This window comes from Microbulbifer maximicatervae (SeqCode) (assembly GCF_052467505.1).
Genome location: NZ_CP174313.1, coordinates 1814027 through 1832302 on the forward strand (window position 1 = coordinate 1814027; position 18276 = coordinate 1832302).

The window sequence follows — 18276 nt, forward strand, 5'->3', positions numbered from 1 at the left end:
CAAGGAAGTGCGGTTGCCCATTAACACAATCACCGGGTTCACACTTCAAGGCAGGGAAAACAATAATGATATTTAGCGATCAACACCGGGAACTGCAGCGCACTGTACAAAACTTTGTACAGCAGGAAATCAATCCCAATGTGGCGGAATGGGAAAAGGCCGGCCGCTTTCCTATCCACGAAATTTTCCAACAACTGGCCAGCCTGGGCCTGCTGGGCATCAGCAAGTCCACGGACTTCGGTGGCCTGGGTCTCGACTTCAGTTACGAAACCGTTTTCCTGGAAGAGCTGGGCAGCGCTCACTGTGGCGGTGTACCCCTGTCAATTTCAGTGCAAACCTCCATGTGCACCCCGGCTCTGGCTAATTTTGGCAGCCAGGATTTGAAAGAGCAGTTCCTGATTCCCGCTGTGAGTGGCGAGATGATCGGTGCAATTGCCGTTTCCGAACCCGGCGCCGGTTCCGATGTTGCTTCGATTAAGACCACCGCCAAGAGCGATGGCGACGACTATGTGATTAACGGCAGCAAGATGTGGATCACCAACGCCCCCTGCGCCGATTTTTTCTGCACCCTGGTCAATACCAGTGAGGGCAAAGCCCATAGCAACAAATCCCTGGTCATTATTCCGGCGAAAACGCCTGGTGTACGCATCGGCGAAAAACTCGACAAATTAGGCATGCGCTCATCGGAAACCGCTCCCATCTTTTTTGACAATGTACGGGTGCCCAAACATTTCCGTATCGGCGATGAAGGTGCTGGATTCCTATTGCAGATGCTTCAGTTCCAGGAAGAACGCCTCGCCGGCGCCGCGCTGAACTTAAAAGGCCTGGAGCACTGTGTAACCAGCACCATCGACTATGTGCGCGAACGCCATGCCTTTAAAGCACCATTGATCGACAATCAAACTATCCACTTTGCCCTCGCAGAAATGCAGACCGAAGTGGAGTGCCTGCGATCTCTAACCTGGCGCGCGGTGGAAGCTTATGTGGCAGGTGAAGATGTCACCACCCTTGCTTCAATGGCCAAGCTCAAGGCTGGTCGCCTGTCCCGCTCTATTCCCGATCAGTGCCTTCAGTTCTGGGGTGGCATGGGCTATATCGAGGAGACTGTAATCAACCGCGCTTACCGGGATAGCCGTCTCACCGCTATCGGCGGCGGTGCAGATGAAGTAATGCTCGGCATTATCTGTAAGCTGATGGGCATACTGCCCAGCAAACGCAAACCCACCGCGTGAGGTCAGGCCATGGAGACAATTATTGATGAAACCATCGGCATCGCCCGTCATCTCACGCTAAATCGCCCGCAACAGCGCAACGCCATCAGTTTGCAAATGGTAGATGAGCTTCTGCAAAAACTCGCAGAAGCGGAAGAAGATCCGCAGGTGCGAGCGTTGGTACTGCGGGGTGCAGAACACAACTTCTGCGCCGGTGGCGATATTGCCGATATGCTCAATGCTCAGCAGGGCGCGAGCGATGGAAATAGTGATGTATTTTTTCACCTAAACCGTCGTTTCGGTGAACTGATGGAACGATTTAATCGCACCCCTTTAATAGTCATTGCCGTACTGGAAGGTGCCGTAATGGGCGGTGGTTTCGGGCTCGCTTGCAGTGCCGATATTGCCATCGCCGATCGCAGTTGCCGCTTTGCCCTTCCGGAAACCCGCCTGGGTTTACCGCCTGCACAAATTGCTCCCTTTGTCGTGGCACGGGTCGGCCTCTCCCAGTCCCGGCGCCTGGCCCTCAGCGGAGCAAAAGTCAATGCACAGCAGGCCTTGGAAATTGGGTTAATCCACCAGTTGCTCGATAATTCCGAAGCCCTCGAAGGCGCGCTGCAGGAACACCTGGGCGCGATCAATGCCTGCGCTCCCGGCGCCCTGGCAACGACCAAACAGATCTTGCTGGATGCTGCACAGGTAAGCGATGAGACTGCCCTCGGCCAACTGCTCGACGGCGCTGCACAGCAGTTTTCCCGTGCAATTCAAGGCCATGAAGGGCGCGAAGGCGCCCGTGCATTTCTGGAAAAACGATCACCGGAGTGGCAGCACTGATGTCGACAACAGAGACCCTGTTAATCGCCAATCGAGGCGAGATCGCACTGCGAATTATGCGAACTGCTCGGGCGGAAGGCTATCGCACAGTCGCCGTCTACAGCGATGCGGACTGCGATGCACTTCACGCACAGACTGCCGATATCGCCGTAGCCATTGGCGGGCAGACTTCGGCGGAGTCCTATCTGGATATCCAAAAAATTCTCGCCGCAGCTAAAAAATCCGGAGCCACTGCCGTCCACCCTGGCTACGGCTTTCTCGCTGAGAATGCGGAATTTGCCAGCGCTTGCGAAGAGAATGGACTGAGTTTTGTTGGCCCGAATGCCGAAGTCATAGAATTGATGGGCAACAAACGCAAAGCCAAGGAGTTTGTTGCCGCTGCCGGCGTACCCTGTATTCCCGGCTTCCAGGGTGCCCAGGACGACGACACCCTGATCACCGAGGCGAGGCGCATTGGATTCCCGTTAATGATCAAAGCCGCCGCAGGCGGTGGTGGACGCGGCATGCGCCTGGCTCACGAAAGCAACGAGCTGGCCTCCCAGTTGCGCGCCGCCCGCAGTGAATCCATGAGTGCATTCGGCAGCGACGAGCTAATTCTGGAAAAGGCACTGGTCAACGCTCGCCATATCGAAATCCAGGTTTTTGCGGATCGTCATGGCAACTGTATTCACCTAGGGGAGCGGGATTGCTCCGTACAACGACGCCATCAAAAAGTGGTCGAAGAGTGCCCTTCCCCAGCGGTCGACACCCAGCTGCGAGAAAGAATGGGGCAAGCCGCTGTCGACGCCGCGCGAGCCTGCGGTTATTTAGGCGCGGGCACCGTAGAGTTTCTACTCTGCCCCAACGGCGAGTTCTATTTCCTGGAAATGAACACCCGGTTGCAAGTGGAGCACCCGGTAACAGAAATGGTAACCGGTTTTGACTTGGTAGCTTGGCAACTGGCAGTAGCACGCGGCGAAGCCCTGTGCGTTTCCCAGCAGAGAGTCACCCAGCAGGGGCACGCCATTGAAGTCCGCCTGTATGCCGAAGACCCGGAACAACAATTCCTGCCCCAGGCCGGAAAAGTACTCCACTGGGTAGCGCCAAAGGGGCAAGGAATCCGTATCGACCACGCTTTGAAAAATGGTTGCGAAATTACGCCATTTTACGACCCCATGCTCGGCAAATTAATTGCCTGGGGGCAGGATCGAGAAGAAGCTCGGCGCAAGCTAACCCAATCCCTAAGCCAGCTGGAATTTATCGGTCCTAAAAACAATATCCATTTCCTGCAGAAGATCCTGGCCGAATCACAGTTTATCGCTGGCGATGCCGATACCAGTTTTCTCGACCAAAACAGTACACTGACATCCGCAGAACCAGTTCCAGCAGTAATTGCAGCCCAAGCCGCATTACTGAATCACTTGCACCAAGCCAACCCTCAAGATCGGCGTAGCGGCCGCAGTGACTGGCGCAGTGGCGACAACAGCGTGCCGATCAACTACCGACTGGAAATTTCAGGACAAACCCTAAACTGTGAGCTGCTGGCGTTAGTAGATAATTCTTATCAAATCTTGGTAGGCGAACAGCAGTTCCTGATTCAGTGGGTCCATTTTGAGAAATCACACAAAGAAAGTGGACTTTACAGTGCTGAACTCCTGCTGGATGGCGTTAGCCAAAAGAGATTGTTCCTAGCCAACCAAAGCAATCTGCATCTCCTGTTAGACGGTAGGCAATTTCATTTTGTCGATATCACCCACGCCCCAGCCAAATCGAGCCTTAACGAAGGCAGTGGCCGCATCACGGCTCCTATGGACGGTTGCCTGGTGCAGGTATTGGTTGAGCCCAATCAAAGCGTTCAGCGGGGAGACACTATTGCCTTAATGGAAGCCATGAAAATGGAGCACGCCCTGCGCGCAGACCGCGACGGTACCGTAATTAAACTGGGCGCCCGTGAAGGAGACCAGGTACGCGGTGGCCAGCTGTTAGTTCAGATCGAAGCCGCTCCCACGGAAACCGCCAAAATCCCCAGCGACGCTACTTCCTAAAGGAGATCAGCATGTACGATATTGATGCCTCCCGTATGGCAAGCCCCTTCTGTGACGAAGGCCATCAAGAATGGCGCACCCAGTTGCGCCGCTTTGTCGACCGCGAGATTACTCCCTACATTACTCAATGGGACGAAGACGGCCAACTACCCGCCGAGCTTTGGAAAAAAGCCGCAGAAGTTGGACTTCTGCAGATGAGTTATCCGGAAAACTACGGCGGCATCGAAACCGATGTCTTCCATATGATTGTTGCCGCAGAGGAGTTAGCCCGCCCCGGCGCTGGTGGCCTCTACGCCAGTCTGATGGTCCACGGCATTGCCCTGCCCCCATTACTGCACTATGGCAGTGAGGCCCTAAAAGATCAGGTTATTCCCTCGGTATTACGTGGCGAAAAGCATATTTCCTTGGCAATTACCGAACCAGGCGCCGGCTCCGATGTAGCCAATCTCCAGTGCCGCGCAGAGCGTGATGGGGATGACTATATCGTTACCGGCGAAAAGACCTATATCACCGGCGGTATGCGCGCTAACTGGTTTACTACTGCCGTGCGCACTGGCGAGGAAGGCTTCGGCGGTATCTCCCTGCTCTTAATCCCTGCGAATGCCGAAGGCGTTAGCCGGCAGCTACTCGATAAAAAGCAGGGCTGGTGGTGCTCTGATACGGCCAGTATCTTTTTTGAGCAGGTGCGCGTCCCCGCGAGCAATCTAATTGGCGGTGAGAACCAAGGTTTCTTACCCATAGTGCACAACTTCAATCGCGAGCGCCTGGGCATTGCCGCCTCTTGTGTAGAGTTCAGCCGGGTCTGTTTGCAGGACGCCATTGAGTGGGCCCAGGAGCGCCAGACTTTCGGAAAGCCTCTCGCCAATCACCAGGTGATTCGACACAAATTTGCCCAGATGCTTCAACGTATCAATGCCACCCAAGCCTATCTGGACCTCTGTGCCTGGGCAGAGCAACAACATCAGCTCAAAGTAGCGGATATCGCACTACTCAAAGTCCAAGCCACAGAAACCCTTGAGTTCTGCGCTCGGGAGGCTATGCAGGTGTTGGGCGGCGCAGGCTATATGCGCGGCTGCCGTGTTGAGCGTATATATCGTGAAGTGCGGGTGAATGCGATTGGTGGCGGATCTGAAGAAATTATGCGGGATCTGGCGTCCAGGCAAATGGGGATTTAGTAAGTGTAAGGCCCCCTAAAAACATCATATTAATAATTACGAAGCTTTATTTGGGGTAGTTACTTTGACTCAGGCAGCAGCAACTTCTTAAGAGAACAATTAACTACCCACTTTATAACCATCTTAACAACTACCAGAGGAATAAAAATATAGAGATAGCGAAGAGAATTGTGTGATATTTAGAAAATTCATCCCAAAAATTCACTTTCCCAAAGAGTATTTCTGCATAAGGATCACCAAAGATCCAATCCGGCCTCTCCCCTCGAGCCAACCTGTTACATACAGCATGAAAGGCATAAGAGGAAGAGCCCCTCGGCTTGAAAAACAAAGCCATCGGACTTCCATCCCTAAGCCATTTTTCATGGTACCTCTCAAATTGGTACTTAATCAGATCAGATAACTTTAGGTGACTGATTAAAATCGTAACTGGGAAGGAAAAAACCACTATAGTAAAAAAATTAAACATAGCCCAATTCGGGAACCCAACTTATATAGCGCTGACACTTAGTCAAAAATTAATTGGCACCCAACTGTGTAGCTCAGGCTCGCAATAACACGAGCCCGAGATCAGACTTAAACGCAGCTACCCTTGCTTCTTATCCTGAATGAAATCCCTTACCTGCTCACTTAGTACGGCCATAGGAACATTGCCATTTCTCAGAATGATTTCATGGAAGTCCTTAATATCGAAGTCTTCACCAAGTTCATTTTGCATCAGTTCTCGCAAGGCGAAAATCTCGAGGGCACCAGAATCATAAGAGGTAAGCTGCGCAGGCATAACCGCCATTCGGTCCATCAGAGTCCTCGGGCCTTTTGCAAATGAAGCGCCAGAATCCTGCAAAAACTCCGCAACCTTTTCATCACTCCAACCGAGTACATGCATTGCGGTGTCCGCTACCATACCTCGCGCAGGCCATGCTCTCCTTAGGATCTTGGTTGACCCATACTGATACATTCCCGCTTCTTCCGCTAGATGTTCAGAGTACCTACCCCAACCTTCAGCAAATGCAGAGTTAGACAAAGCATCTTCTATTTTGTGAAACTTTTCTTGCTCTTGTACGAGAGCAATTTGCATATGATGGCCCGGGTACCCTTCGTGGATAGTAACCTTCTCTGCAGAAGCGTAAGACTCATCCTTGTAAGTTGTCGGATCATATCCAAATCTCGCCTTGCGCTCCTTGGTGCCCGGAATATAGTGTGCACTGCGACCTGAGCCCTGTTCATGCTCAGGGATAGCTTTTACTTCCATTTCGATCAAAGGCATTTCATGGAAGAAGTCAACAGTTAAATCTCTAGACTTATCTACCAGGCGCTCATAAAACTTATGCATTTCATCAGCGCTATTAAATTTCTGAGTTTTATCCTCACTGGCATTTGCCACCGACTCAGAATAGGAATCGACCTGGTAAAGTTCCTTACCTAAACGAATCACTTCACTCTTATTAGCGTTTACAGTGCTTAAACCAAGTTCAAAAACTTCTTCAGGTGTTCTCTGCAATGTCGTATAAGAACGATACTGAGCCATATAACATTCACGGCCATTAGGAATCGCATGGATGCCAAGCTCGGCTCTGGCTTCAGGTAAATAGGCAGATTCTAGAAAATTCTTGTAATTTTCCATTGAAGGGATAACGTGATCTGAAAGCACTTGCTTGAATGCAGCTTCAAACTCAGGGTCCCCAGCTTTCTTCGCTAACCCCAAGAAGGGGTGTTCATCAATAGCTACTTGGGTCAAGCCACCAACTTGCTGAATGACTCGCTTAACCACACTCTGAGGTGCGGAGTAACCTTGCTCTAATCCCCGGCGGAGATTGGCTATTTCTTGCTCATAATAACGAGCCACGTCAAGCCAACGTTCAATCGCATCTGCCTTTTCTTGGGCTGTTTCAACCGGCTGTACCTCGGTCAAAAAGCCAAGAATGATATGAGGGCCAAACATATGATCAACAGACCAGAGTTCAGTCTTACACACCCTTAGGCCAACATTGGACTCTAATCGCTCCTTAAGTTTGAAGTAGAATACCTTCTCTTGATCACTTTTTAGACCATTAAGATCTATCTCTGCCAATTTATTGAGTATTCTGTCCTCAGATGCAGCTAGAGAAGCAGTGTTACTGGGGGAGTTACTTAAAAAAAGGTTGTGCCTGTCCAGCTCCATATCTGAGAAGTAAGCGTACGGCTGGAAGTTTTCTAAATAAGCTTCAGCATATTGATCCGCTAGATCATAGAGTAGCGCCGAGTTGTCAATAGCTTCCCTACCGGCCACATCAGTTTGGTTATCAGTAACTGAGCACCCCATTAGGACCGATGAAACTACCAATACACCTAAACCCGCTCTTTTTACATTAATCATTCTTATAAGACCGCAACATAAAACTCAATAAAAAGGTTTCTATAAAGAAAACTTCAATTTCCTGTTTTATAGTAGGCACTGTAACAAAATGAGTTTCAACACCTCAAATGCGGAATATCGGCGAAGCGAGGATATTTATAGATAAATCCCAGGGATAGAGCGTGGAACTCGTTTAATTGGCAGAGTCACAAGTAACAAGCGCTAGCAACTTGACATAGAGACCACCTAAGCCTCCATTAACCTATGCACTTGAAGGGTATGGCGATGCATAAGAAGCCCACTTTAATAAAAATGGGCTTCTTAAAGAACAGTAATTCCTTATAACACCGATGAATGTTACTTCATTTATATTACGGCACTAACTGGTAGCTATTACCTAAGTCGTCTTGTACCACCTCAGCAATACCATCGATGGCGGAGACTTCTAATGGCTCACTTAGAATGCGACTTCTAAATGTCCAGCCTTCTGGCAGATTGAGGCGACTTCCCAGGTCTTTTAAATCGTCAAACTGAAGATCAGAGACCTCAATACGACTAAATGATTGCATAATATACACCTGCCCATTGATATCAGTTAGCTCATAAACACGACGGCCTTCATAAAACAACCAAGTATTATTCCTTAGTACCTGTCCAGGAATATAGGAAACACTCTCTCCGAGATCAGAACTATAATTCATGGTAGTCAATAAGCGCATTTCTAAGTCACCGAAAAAACGATGTTCATCATCCGGACTAGGTGAGACAATATCGCCACCTAAAATTTCATCCACCACAAAAAAACGCGGCCCATTAGGGATTGCAAAAAGCGCACCATACTCAATTTCTATATCACTGAAGTTGATAGCATCCCACTGATTTTGGGGACAAAAATTAACACCCGGGGTACCCCAAATCTCTGTTGACTCCTCAGCCCCGTCTAGATAAGAAAGTAATATCTCACAATAGCGAAAATTAAAGAGTGGGCCACCAGCTTGCAATGGTTCCTCAACCGTAGTATTTCGCAAGAAGTCTAAAAAATGTATGGCCAATTCCTCGCCTACATCGTCTTGAATAAAGTGGCCTGCAGCAAAGCTGCCTATGATCACCATCATCCGAACCTGGTACATGCTCCACCCACTTCTGTTGCGTTTCAATACTCCCCAAGTTGATATCATACTCACCGGCATTAAACATAAAAGGGTTGTGAAAAGCTCCAAGTGTTTTCCAGGCAGAAAAATTCTGCATTTCAATACCTACCATCATCGCAGGAAATGCTCGTATTGCCGCTTTATACTCAATATTTGGGTAGGGGGCGTTATACGCAATTACTTGCTCATCACTTAGCAGGTTAATAGTCAATGTTTGTACCACATCTCCAGCAATTAATTCCGGTACACTAGAGGCATAGTTAATCCATTGTTGGAATCCTTCCACCCTATCAGTCGATTTTGACGTAAAGAATGTTTCTGCATCACCCAGTGATTCATCAATCTCAAAAGTCGGGTATATATAAGGATTTCCCCCCAATGGAATCACCGGAAGGTCACCATTCGCGACAACTAGCCTTCCGATAACTTGTGGCATATCACCTGCAATACGAAGACCAATAACACTTCCCCAATCTTGTACAAATAGATTAATATCAGTTAAATTTAACTTATCAATAAACGCCTTAGTCCAAGCAACATGTTGTTCATATTGATGAACTGTGACGTCGATCGGCTTGTCTGACCTTCCCATTCCAATATTATCTGGTGCAATCACTCGGTAACCGGCATCAGCAAGGATCGGGATCATTTTTCGGTATAAATAGGACCAGCTGGGTTGGCCATGTAGTAACAGTATAACTTCGCCATTATCAGGCCCAACATCCACGTAATGCATATTTAAGCCGTCAATTTCTACGTAACTTGGCTCAAACTCATATCCGGAAAGGGAGTCAAAACAGGCATCGGGAGTAACAATATATTCCAAACCCGTAGCGGTTGCGTGTATTTCACTTTCAGAAAATTTACAAGCGTCACTATTAGGACCTGTAACTAAGGGAGTCTCAGTCCCTGAGACATCTTCAGAGTCATCCGAGTCGCAAGCAACCAATAGGGAACCCAAAAAGCAGATACCGAACAGACACCGGAATAGAGAGATATATTGGGGAGTTTTAGATATAGAGACAAAAGAATAATTCATAATACAAACCTTCCTTTTACATTAAATTAAAATTCCTTTAACTGAAGAGGATATTCATATCACCATCAGAGCATCCACCTATGACAGAATTGTACGGATGGTGAAAATCTCCGCACGACCAGAACTGTTAGAAGTTTTATCATTAATTAAACAGGGAAAACTCGAAAAAAAGCACATGACTAACTTCCGCCAATTTAAGAACCTGTGATACATAAACTTATACTTAGATACTTAAAAATTTGCTTGCAATCGAGAATGTTTTGTATGAACGGTGCATATTTCAAGCTCAATGGAGCAAATGGCAAGTTTCTTTCATATGAGATTACCTATATCATTCACTGTTGATATTCTGATATATAAAAATCGATATTGAATGCAATATAGGCAAGGAACCTTGTTTGAATTTCGCAAAATAAATAAGATCCAAGCATGGATATTTCTTCTAATTTGGCCATGGGTGAATATCTTTATCGTCTCTGCTACACTTTATTCACTTGAGTCACTAACCCCCCACCTCTTCCTGTTGGCTACAGCTAAAATATGGGGAACATTTATTTTTTGTCACCTTCTTTTCATTTTTATTGAAAATCTTCCCAACAGCCCTCTACGATTATTAAAAGAAAAACACACCTACTTACTTAGACCAATTGTAGTCATTTCTCTATTTATAAGCATTGCACCGATCGTAGAACCCCCATTAACTTTTAAAGTACCTGATATTAAAATATTACCATTGGCGATAATACTACTTGAATCCACAGTTTATATTTTTGCCATATATATATTTCAACAGCAAAGTTTCTTCTATCGCTCGCAGCTTCATGCACAACAGGCAGAGCTACAAATACTTAAAATGCAATCTAATCCTCACTTTCTATTTAACACCCTAAATTTGATTGCATCAGAAGTCATTCAGCACCCATCAAAAGCTAAAGAGCTCATTTACAGCCTTTCCGATTTATTGCGCGACACAATCAACTTAACCAAAATCCAATGGATAACTATTGAGGAAGAACTAAGATTAATCGAGTTATACCTCTTGCTGCAGCAAAAGCGCTTTGAGGATCGATTCACCTTTGATATTGACTGCCCACAAAATTTGAATGGAATGAATATACCGTCATTACTACTAATGCCAGCTGTGGAAAATGCCATAAAGTACGGTATTGCACCCTACGCTAAAAGTGGTCATGTGAGTGTAAATGTCGAACTAAATAATAGCTACATAGAAGTGGAAGTTCAGGATACAGGGGCATGCTTTGATGACAAGAACATTACCTATGGTGAAGGATTACGTATTCTAACTCAAACATTAAGAGTCAACTTCAGTGACAACCACGCCCTCAAGTTAAATTCAAGCGGTGAAGGAGCAAGTTTGAAAATTCGCTTCCCACAAGTAAATTCATCCATAACCCCGTAGGTTGAAAATGGCGAAAATGAATACTAAAAAAGTAATTATTGTCGATGATGAACCTGCAGCAAGATCCAATCTAATAGAAGTAATCAACACCTTCGATAAATTGAAAGTTGTGGCGCAAGTAACTGATGGAAAGTTAGCAATAAAGCAGATCATAACCAAAAGCCCTGATATCGTTTTCCTTGATATTGAAATGCCAGAGGTGAATGGCTTTGATGTGGCCAATGCAACTCAACATATAAACTATCAACTTGTCTTTCTAACAGCCTATCAGCACTATGCCCTGCGTGCGTTCGACACAAATGCAATCGACTATTTGACAAAGCCTGCTCATCCAGAATTAATAAAGAAAAGCATTCGCAAGATATTACGGCAAGAGATGTATGCCTTAGGGCAACAGACGTCTTCGACAAGCGGAAACCGATTGGTTTTGAGTGATTACAATCAAATGAAGATATTTGAATATGACCAAATTAACTATATCGACAGTATCGGTCGTTATCGTCGCATCCACCTTACCGAGACAGGAGTTAAATCCCACAATACAAATACCATTATTTCAGATATGACACTTGACAGTTTCAGTGAGCAGCTACCTAAGGAAACTTTTTACCGATTACATCGAAGCTACATCATTAACAGCCATAGAATTCTTGAATTAAAGTTACAGTCACGACGCCATTTTGTCCGACTTTCCGGAACAGATACACTTATCCCAGTATCTCGCAGTTTTCTTTCCATCTTAAAGGAGAGTATTAAAGTCTCAGCTAGCTCTCTAATTGGGTAATAGATGGCTCTAAGTAATCCCACAAATACTGCTATGAAATTACTCCGAGCCTCCATAATCCCAGAAACCTACATGTTCTTTTTAAGGAAACTGATGATCGACCCAAAAATAGCTCTATGGTGCTCACTATCAGTAGGGCCATGAGCCATATCTGGATATAGTTTCCACTCATAGTCCTTATCAAACTTACTTAACATCATATTCATGCGGTACATATGTTCAACATCAACAGTTTCATCCTTCTCACCATGAATAATAAATACAGGCCTTTGAAGGTTTTGTGCCAGATATACCGGTGAAATGTCCTTCAGTTTGCCATAGTCTTTAACAGTATCTCCAACATTCTCCTGCATCCACTTACTTTGAGCCTCAGTTGCATAGGGTGAGTTCAGGTAGAGGTTAACATCTGTGACACCGGCCACACTGACTGCACAGCGGAACAATTGCTGGTGTTTGATAGCCATCATTAGTGCAGCATATCCACCATAACTCATTCCAACAGAACAAATTTCCGAAGACAAAATATCGCTTCGGTCACTTACCACCTTTGTTGCTTGAAATATATCTTCAAGCATTAAGTTACCCCACTGGTGAACACCCGCTTCCTCCAGCTCAGTTGAATAACCACTCGATCCTCGATAATTCACCCTTAAAACGGCATAATTATTCGCCACAAAGAACTGTGTATAGTAGTCAAAATACTGATGGTCAAAAACGCCAAGAGGACCACCATGTGGCATAACTATAAGAGGGAATGGCCCGTTACCTTTTGGCATGGTCAATATATAGGGAATATCCAATCCCTCCACTTTAACCTGCTCGTGGTATTGGCGACTCTCAAGCTGATCATTTAAATGTGGAAATTTTGAGGCCACTAGCTGGTCAATTTTCTGGTTTTTCCTGCTAATGAAATAACGTCCTGGCTGGCCGTGGCTCTCACTATAGTAAAGTTCTATAGTACTATCGAGGCTTCTTCCTACTGTTGTTTTTAGTAGACTCGCCATGCCATTTTTTTCTTGTCTATCCTCATCAATATATTGATATTCTAACCGTCCATTATGAACGACTTTTACACCAATCAACTCCCCTGTCGATTGCTCTATTACCAGATCGATAATATCGTAGCTATCAGATCGATAAGCTATGCTCTGTTCTCCACTAGTGAAATTGCAGCGGTAAACTACCCGATCTTTCTCCGAATTAGTATCTAAACAAAAGTAAGTTCCAAGCTCTGGACTTATAGACACCGGAATAAGGACTCCATGCTCTGCTCCGGGGGCAGGCTCCTCTTCCAACTCTTCTTCAGACCAACTCTTTATTGGGGCGGTAGAGTTTCCATCAACAACTTTACTCAGATGAAGCTTGCTGTCATTGAAAAACAAAACGGACTTTGGCTGGCCTGATGGATCAAAAAACCAGCGTATCGCATACCCTTCAACCGAAGCCACTTCATTCTGAACTGTAAACTGGCCTCCATCTTTTCGTAAAAGTTTACTTGCTTTCTGTTTAAATCGGTTAAGCTTAGATACGTCAATACTGTATACCTTGGAGTAAATCCCACTTTTTGCATACAGAAAATGGCCCGGCCTGTTTGGCAACGCATGGACCAACCAACCCGGCGTTTTTACCTCAAATATTTCTGGAAGCTGGCCTTCGGAGCCTGAGACATCAAGCACTAATAGTCGATATGCTGGCTTGGTATCTAGTAAATTCTTAACACCCTTCTTGACTTCCTTAAACTGGGCAACAAGATACTTTGGGCCAACCCAACGGATAAATTGAATTGATGCATCCCTGGAGGTCAATGTTTCGAGATCAATCAGGGTATGACTAGATCCACCTTCACGACTCCAAATATCTAACTTTTGACTAGTATCACTCTGCTTAATGGACGCAACCAATCTTCCATCTGGACTGACTTGTGCTGTTATAGTATCAATCGTTTTAAAGTAGCTTTCTGCTGGCATTGCTACTACTGGACCAATTTTCACCAGAATGCATAACAAAACCAATAAAGTCCCTCGAAAAAAAACAATCATTGGTTTATCTCCAAAGGACTTAACCAACTTTGCAAGAATTCATCTTGCACTCCCGCACCAGATGCCAGGGGATACAATTCGAACAAAGAACCCATAGACTCTTGTATTTCATTTATTTCTGATGCGATACGATTTTTTAAATAAACCTCTATTGTGTTTGACTTTCTCTGTTTACCTATAAACAGATTGCCAATATAGCTAGTCCTTCCTTCTTCAACACGAAAGCGCCACGTACGTCTATTCGCCGTATCGAACTTATAAGGAAGGTTATAGTATGGTGCTTTTATCTGCGTAATTTGATAAAGACCAGGAGGAACGACCATCAAATAAAACCCTTCAGGTTTACCTTTAAGGCTAACATTATATTGACTACCTTTTCGAACTCTAGCCTTTTGCCTCTCACCTAGGTATTTATTTCCACTGGTAAATAATTTACCAAACTCAATAGAGGGCGCTGTGCCCCCGACATTCAACTTTACTAAGACGTAACCTTGTCTACTTCTTAACTCTGGAGGGTTCTCATAAGGAACTAACGACAATGTTTTAGCATTTGCTACGCCAACAAAAAAATATGTTGCACAAAATACACTCATAAAGGACATGGAAAACAGATTAAATCCACTTCTCGCCGTTTTATTGCACATCGCATTTAGCATCAAAATAGCAATTCCATATTTTTGATTTTAAAAAGAAATGATACACTTACAAATATTATCTTAGAGCCAGTCGCAATACAATCGCTATGCTATGGCTACATTATGGAGAGTTTTATGCTCGGGACGACATCTTTTAGATACATGAGAATTTACATAATTTTTTTATTGAGCTGCACGGCAATTTTACAAGGTTGCACAGGTCAAGTAACTATGTTACCAGCACTACAAAAAGATACTCAGATTGGCGAACAAGAAGGGATTGTCGTAGCCCGGATCATCAATGCCTCTGGCAGCTCCCTACCTTTCAATCAGCTCACTATCAACCCTGAAAACCTAAATGAGGCTGAATCAATCAAGCCAAAACGTTTATTAGCTGCAAGGCCTAAACTAGATGGCACGACTGTTTTCGCCTCAGCAGTGAAAGCAGGAAATTACTCGCTCAGCAGTATCCGTGCCTTTCACTCTAATGGCAATGGATGGTACAGCCGCTTTGTAGGTGCCGATGAGAAGCTTGGAACATTCTCTGTTATCCAAGGGGAGATAACAGATCTTGGAACCCTAATCTACTACCCCAATCCACAAGGAGATAAATATCTTGATCTACTAGTGAGAGCACCAGACCTGGTAAAAGGCGAAGTGCTTACCAAGCATTTTCAGTTTCTAGATTATGATTCAGCATTAATTAATAGCTGGCACATTGATGAGAAAGATGAGGAACGTGAGTCAGCCTATATATCCGTTGCACAAAATCCTTTAACTTACAAAATACAACATATTTCTTCAGATAATTCCATTTACTTTCTCGGGAAAATTGGGGTATTCCTAAAGCGCACAGCCGCAGGAGAGTGGGAGCTAGAGGCTGTTGATACAAACCATGAGCTCAATGCATTTTCCCAAAACCACCATGGTGACCTAGTTGTTGGCGGTAGTGAAGGCACTCTATTTTGGCGTCCTGCAAATGGGAATTGGCTCGATATATCTTTAGAGCATGACTCTCACATTGAGCATCTCGCCCTCTTAGATACGGGTGAGATCGAACTGGTGGTTTCTCGTGATTTTGAAGTAAACATTTTAAAAGGAACTATAGTTAATACAGGTGTGCAGTGGGAGCTATTGAATCGATACTCCTCTAGCTCTGGCAAAGGATGGGAGTACATCGATGAGCCTAGAGCAGTTAACCGGCAGGCCAAGTCTAAGAATACGCAATATATATACAGCACCACCATTTTTAAATTAAATGGACTGCATTACATAACGATCCGCAAGCAATCTATCTATGGAAGCGTTGTATTTACACCTACTAGTAGCGAGAGCTTTATATACAACCCTGAAAACTGGATAATTGAGAAATCAATTGATGAATTCAATATAAGCAATATCGTTGATGTAGGTGCAGTTAAACTGGGAATCGAAGAAGCTGGAATTTGGTCTTTAACCGGAAAACCAACCTACTATAGGATTGATGAAAATGGCATTCAAAACGAAATTGTCACCTATTTAGAAAACTGTCCCGAGAACAAATCATCAAAAAGTTATTGCCGTGTAAGAGAGTTTACATTGCAGTCTGCACCCAGGTTTTCAAGTCCTAATGATGCCATTGCTATTGCCAGCTTTACCGGAAATCGGGCTTCTCATAGAAATCAAGAAGTTGAAATCAAACTTCTGAAAACCTCTGATGGAGGAAGGAGCTGGGGGATCACAGATAGCGAACCACCCACAAACTATTGCACCTCGTTAGTTCCGCAAGTTGCTGACCGTCTATTGGTATCCTGTGATGGTGCTAGCGGAGACTTCTACGAGTCTAATGATTTTGGTGATAGCTGGCATCAAGTGAGGCGACAGGAAAACTTCTAATGATTGTTGGTGGACACTTTCTTCTTTAAGTGTCCACTTTTTTTACAAAAAGTTACAAGCAGTATGTAAAGTCCGCAATTAAGTTTTTTAGTCTATCTCTAAAAATAAAAATTCCCCTCTAGTGAACTGTCTATTATATCGTCGAAAAACAGGCACTTCTCAGGCTATCTAATACCACAAAGGTATCTATGAAAAATCTAAGCATGGCAAGCTACCTTCTTTAGCTAAGTTATTAGGCCACATTGATGATCTAATAACTTAAATCAATCTAAATCTAGCGGTGAAATGCCTAAGAACCTGAGGTTCATATTCAAAAGTTAAACCCCGCAATTCCCTAGCTCGTGAACTCAGCTCTATAATAGCATCTGCAACATAGTCCATATGATCATTTGTATAGACACGACGCGGAATAGTAAGCCGCATCAATTCTAGATCTGCTTTCTTTTGTTCACCGGTATCCGGGTCCCGCCCAAGAAGTAAAGAGCCAATTTCCACAGCCCTGATTCCCGCTTCTAGATACAGCGCATTGGTTAACACCTGTGCCGGAAACTGCTCTGATGGAATATGGGGAAGAATCTTCGATGCATCTACAAAAACCGCATGCCCACCTGTGGGATATTGAATGGGTACTCCAGCAGATCTCAATCGCTCTCCCAGATAGGCCACTTGGCCAATTCGGTAGTTCAAATAGCTCTCATCGGCAGCCTCATAGAGCCCCCGGGCCAGCGCTTCCATATCGCGACCAGCCATCCCTCCGTAGGTCACAAAACCCTCCATAGGGACGCAGCGGGTTTGTACGGCTTGAAAAAGTTCCTCATTGTTTCTAATACAACAAAGGCCACCAATATTTACCATAGGGTCTTTTTTTGCGGACATTGTCATCATGTCCCCATATTGATACATCTCGCGAATAATTTCTAAAATCGATTTTTCTTGATACCCCTCTTCCCTTTGCTTTATAAAGTAAGCATTCTCACAATATCGAGCCGAATCAATTACCACTGGGATATCATACTTAGTAGCAATTTCATAAACTGCCTGCATATTTTTCATGGACACAGGCTGACCACCAGAACTGTTACAGGTCACAGTAGTTATAATCGCACAGACATTGTGGCTTCCGTGCTCCTCAATAGTGGAAACCAGGCGTTGTAAATCAAAGTTACCTTTCCAGTCGTATGCTGTCGTGGTATCAAAAGCACGTTTATCTACCACATTAATTGCTTTTCCGCCATTTAACTCTATATGCCCTGCAGTAGTATCAAAGTGATAATTTGAAATAAATACAGGCTCCGTCCCTCCACGCACTTGACGCATACGCTCAATCAGAGCAGGAAACAAAATTTGTTCTGCTCCACGCCCCTGATGTGTAGGAACAACCAATTTATACCCGAAAAAATGCTCTACTGCATTGCACAAATTGTAGTAGTTTCGGCTACCGGCATAGGACTCATCACCAAGCATCAAACCCGCCCATTGATTATCACTCATTGCACCAGTGCCTGAATCTGTCAATAGGTCAATATAGACATCATCACTGCGCAGTAAAAACGGATTTAATCCAGCCTTATTGAGTGCAACCTCCCTATCTTTATAGGTTGTCATCTTGATCGGCTCAACCATTTTTATACGGAAGGGTTCAGGGATTCGCTTCATCACAATTATCCTAACAATACCTGCCATACTGCAGGCAATAACAATCCAATTATTATAAGTAAAGTAATTAGTATAAGAGAAACAGGACCGAATTATATTTT

General features: G+C 44.9%; 13 protein-coding genes. 7 read left to right on the forward strand and 6 right to left on the reverse strand.

All coding sequences use genetic code 11. The features are described from left to right. The first annotated feature begins 65 nt into the window (after positions 1-65). Genes ACJJIN_RS07935 through ACJJIN_RS07950 form a run of 4 tightly spaced genes read left to right on the forward strand, consistent with a single transcriptional unit; the run spans position 66 to position 5244 of the window. Complete coding sequence (locus ACJJIN_RS07935; protein ID WP_444897603.1) at positions 66-1232, forward strand: acyl-CoA dehydrogenase family protein; 1167 nt, start codon at positions 66-68, stop codon at positions 1230-1232. Between the two features lie 9 nt (positions 1233-1241). Beyond that, positions 1242-2045, forward strand: coding sequence for an enoyl-CoA hydratase/isomerase family protein (locus ACJJIN_RS07940; RefSeq protein WP_444897604.1), 804 nt, complete (start codon positions 1242-1244; stop codon positions 2043-2045). After that, positions 2045-4069, forward strand: coding sequence for an acetyl/propionyl/methylcrotonyl-CoA carboxylase subunit alpha (locus ACJJIN_RS07945; RefSeq protein ID WP_444897605.1), 2025 nt, complete (start codon positions 2045-2047; stop codon positions 4067-4069). Before ACJJIN_RS07940 ends, ACJJIN_RS07945 begins: the two co-directional genes overlap by 1 nt. Before the next feature lie 11 nt (positions 4070-4080). Further along, positions 4081-5244, forward strand: coding sequence for an acyl-CoA dehydrogenase family protein (locus tag ACJJIN_RS07950; protein ID WP_444897606.1), 1164 nt, complete (start codon positions 4081-4083; stop codon positions 5242-5244). A 583-nt stretch (positions 5245-5827) separates the two neighbouring features. Here the strand turns inward: ACJJIN_RS07950 and ACJJIN_RS07955 are convergent. The 3 genes from ACJJIN_RS07955 to ACJJIN_RS07965 form a co-directional block, all read right to left on the reverse strand. Further along, positions 5828-7597, reverse strand: coding sequence for a DUF885 domain-containing protein (locus ACJJIN_RS07955; RefSeq protein WP_444897607.1), 1770 nt, complete (start codon positions 7595-7597; stop codon positions 5828-5830). Positions 7598-7947: 350 nt separating this feature from the next. Continuing rightward, on the reverse strand, positions 7948-8577 hold the full coding sequence (locus ACJJIN_RS07960; RefSeq protein WP_444897608.1) for a hypothetical protein: 630 nt from the start codon (positions 8575-8577) through the stop codon (positions 7948-7950). Between the two features lie 7 nt (positions 8578-8584). Continuing rightward, complete coding sequence (locus ACJJIN_RS07965) at positions 8585-9766, reverse strand: haloalkane dehalogenase (protein WP_444897609.1); 1182 nt, start codon at positions 9764-9766, stop codon at positions 8585-8587. A gap of 394 nt (positions 9767-10160) precedes the next feature. On the opposite strand from ACJJIN_RS07965, the gene ACJJIN_RS07970 reads away from it, so the two are divergent. Then, positions 10161-11186, forward strand: a complete 1026-nt coding sequence (locus ACJJIN_RS07970) for a sensor histidine kinase (protein ID WP_444897610.1) — start codon at positions 10161-10163, stop codon at positions 11184-11186. Between the two features lie 7 nt (positions 11187-11193). Then, positions 11194-11970: a LytR/AlgR family response regulator transcription factor gene (locus tag ACJJIN_RS07975; protein WP_444897611.1), complete on the forward strand. Its 777-nt coding sequence runs from the start codon at positions 11194-11196 to the stop codon at positions 11968-11970. Positions 11971-12038: 68 nt separating this feature from the next. Here ACJJIN_RS07975 and ACJJIN_RS07980 read toward each other — a convergent pair whose 3' ends face one another. Both ACJJIN_RS07980 and ACJJIN_RS07985 read right to left on the reverse strand, forming a co-directional pair. Next, the gene (locus ACJJIN_RS07980; protein WP_444897612.1) at positions 12039-14009 is read right to left on the reverse strand and encodes an alpha/beta hydrolase family protein; all 1971 of its coding nucleotides are present in this window, start codon (positions 14007-14009) and stop codon (positions 12039-12041) included. Continuing rightward, positions 14006-14668, reverse strand: coding sequence for a hypothetical protein (locus tag ACJJIN_RS07985; protein ID WP_444897613.1), 663 nt, complete (start codon positions 14666-14668; stop codon positions 14006-14008). The genes ACJJIN_RS07980 and ACJJIN_RS07985 overlap by 4 nt, the downstream gene beginning before the upstream one ends. A gap of 111 nt (positions 14669-14779) precedes the next feature. Between ACJJIN_RS07985 and ACJJIN_RS07990 the strand changes: the two genes are divergently transcribed. After that, positions 14780-16519, forward strand: a complete 1740-nt coding sequence (locus ACJJIN_RS07990) for a beta propeller repeat protein (RefSeq protein WP_444897614.1) — start codon at positions 14780-14782, stop codon at positions 16517-16519. A gap of 258 nt (positions 16520-16777) precedes the next feature. Here ACJJIN_RS07990 and ACJJIN_RS07995 read toward each other — a convergent pair whose 3' ends face one another. Further along, the gene (locus ACJJIN_RS07995; protein ID WP_444897615.1) at positions 16778-18175 is read right to left on the reverse strand and encodes a tryptophanase; all 1398 of its coding nucleotides are present in this window, start codon (positions 18173-18175) and stop codon (positions 16778-16780) included. Positions 18176-18276 lie beyond the last annotated feature (101 nt).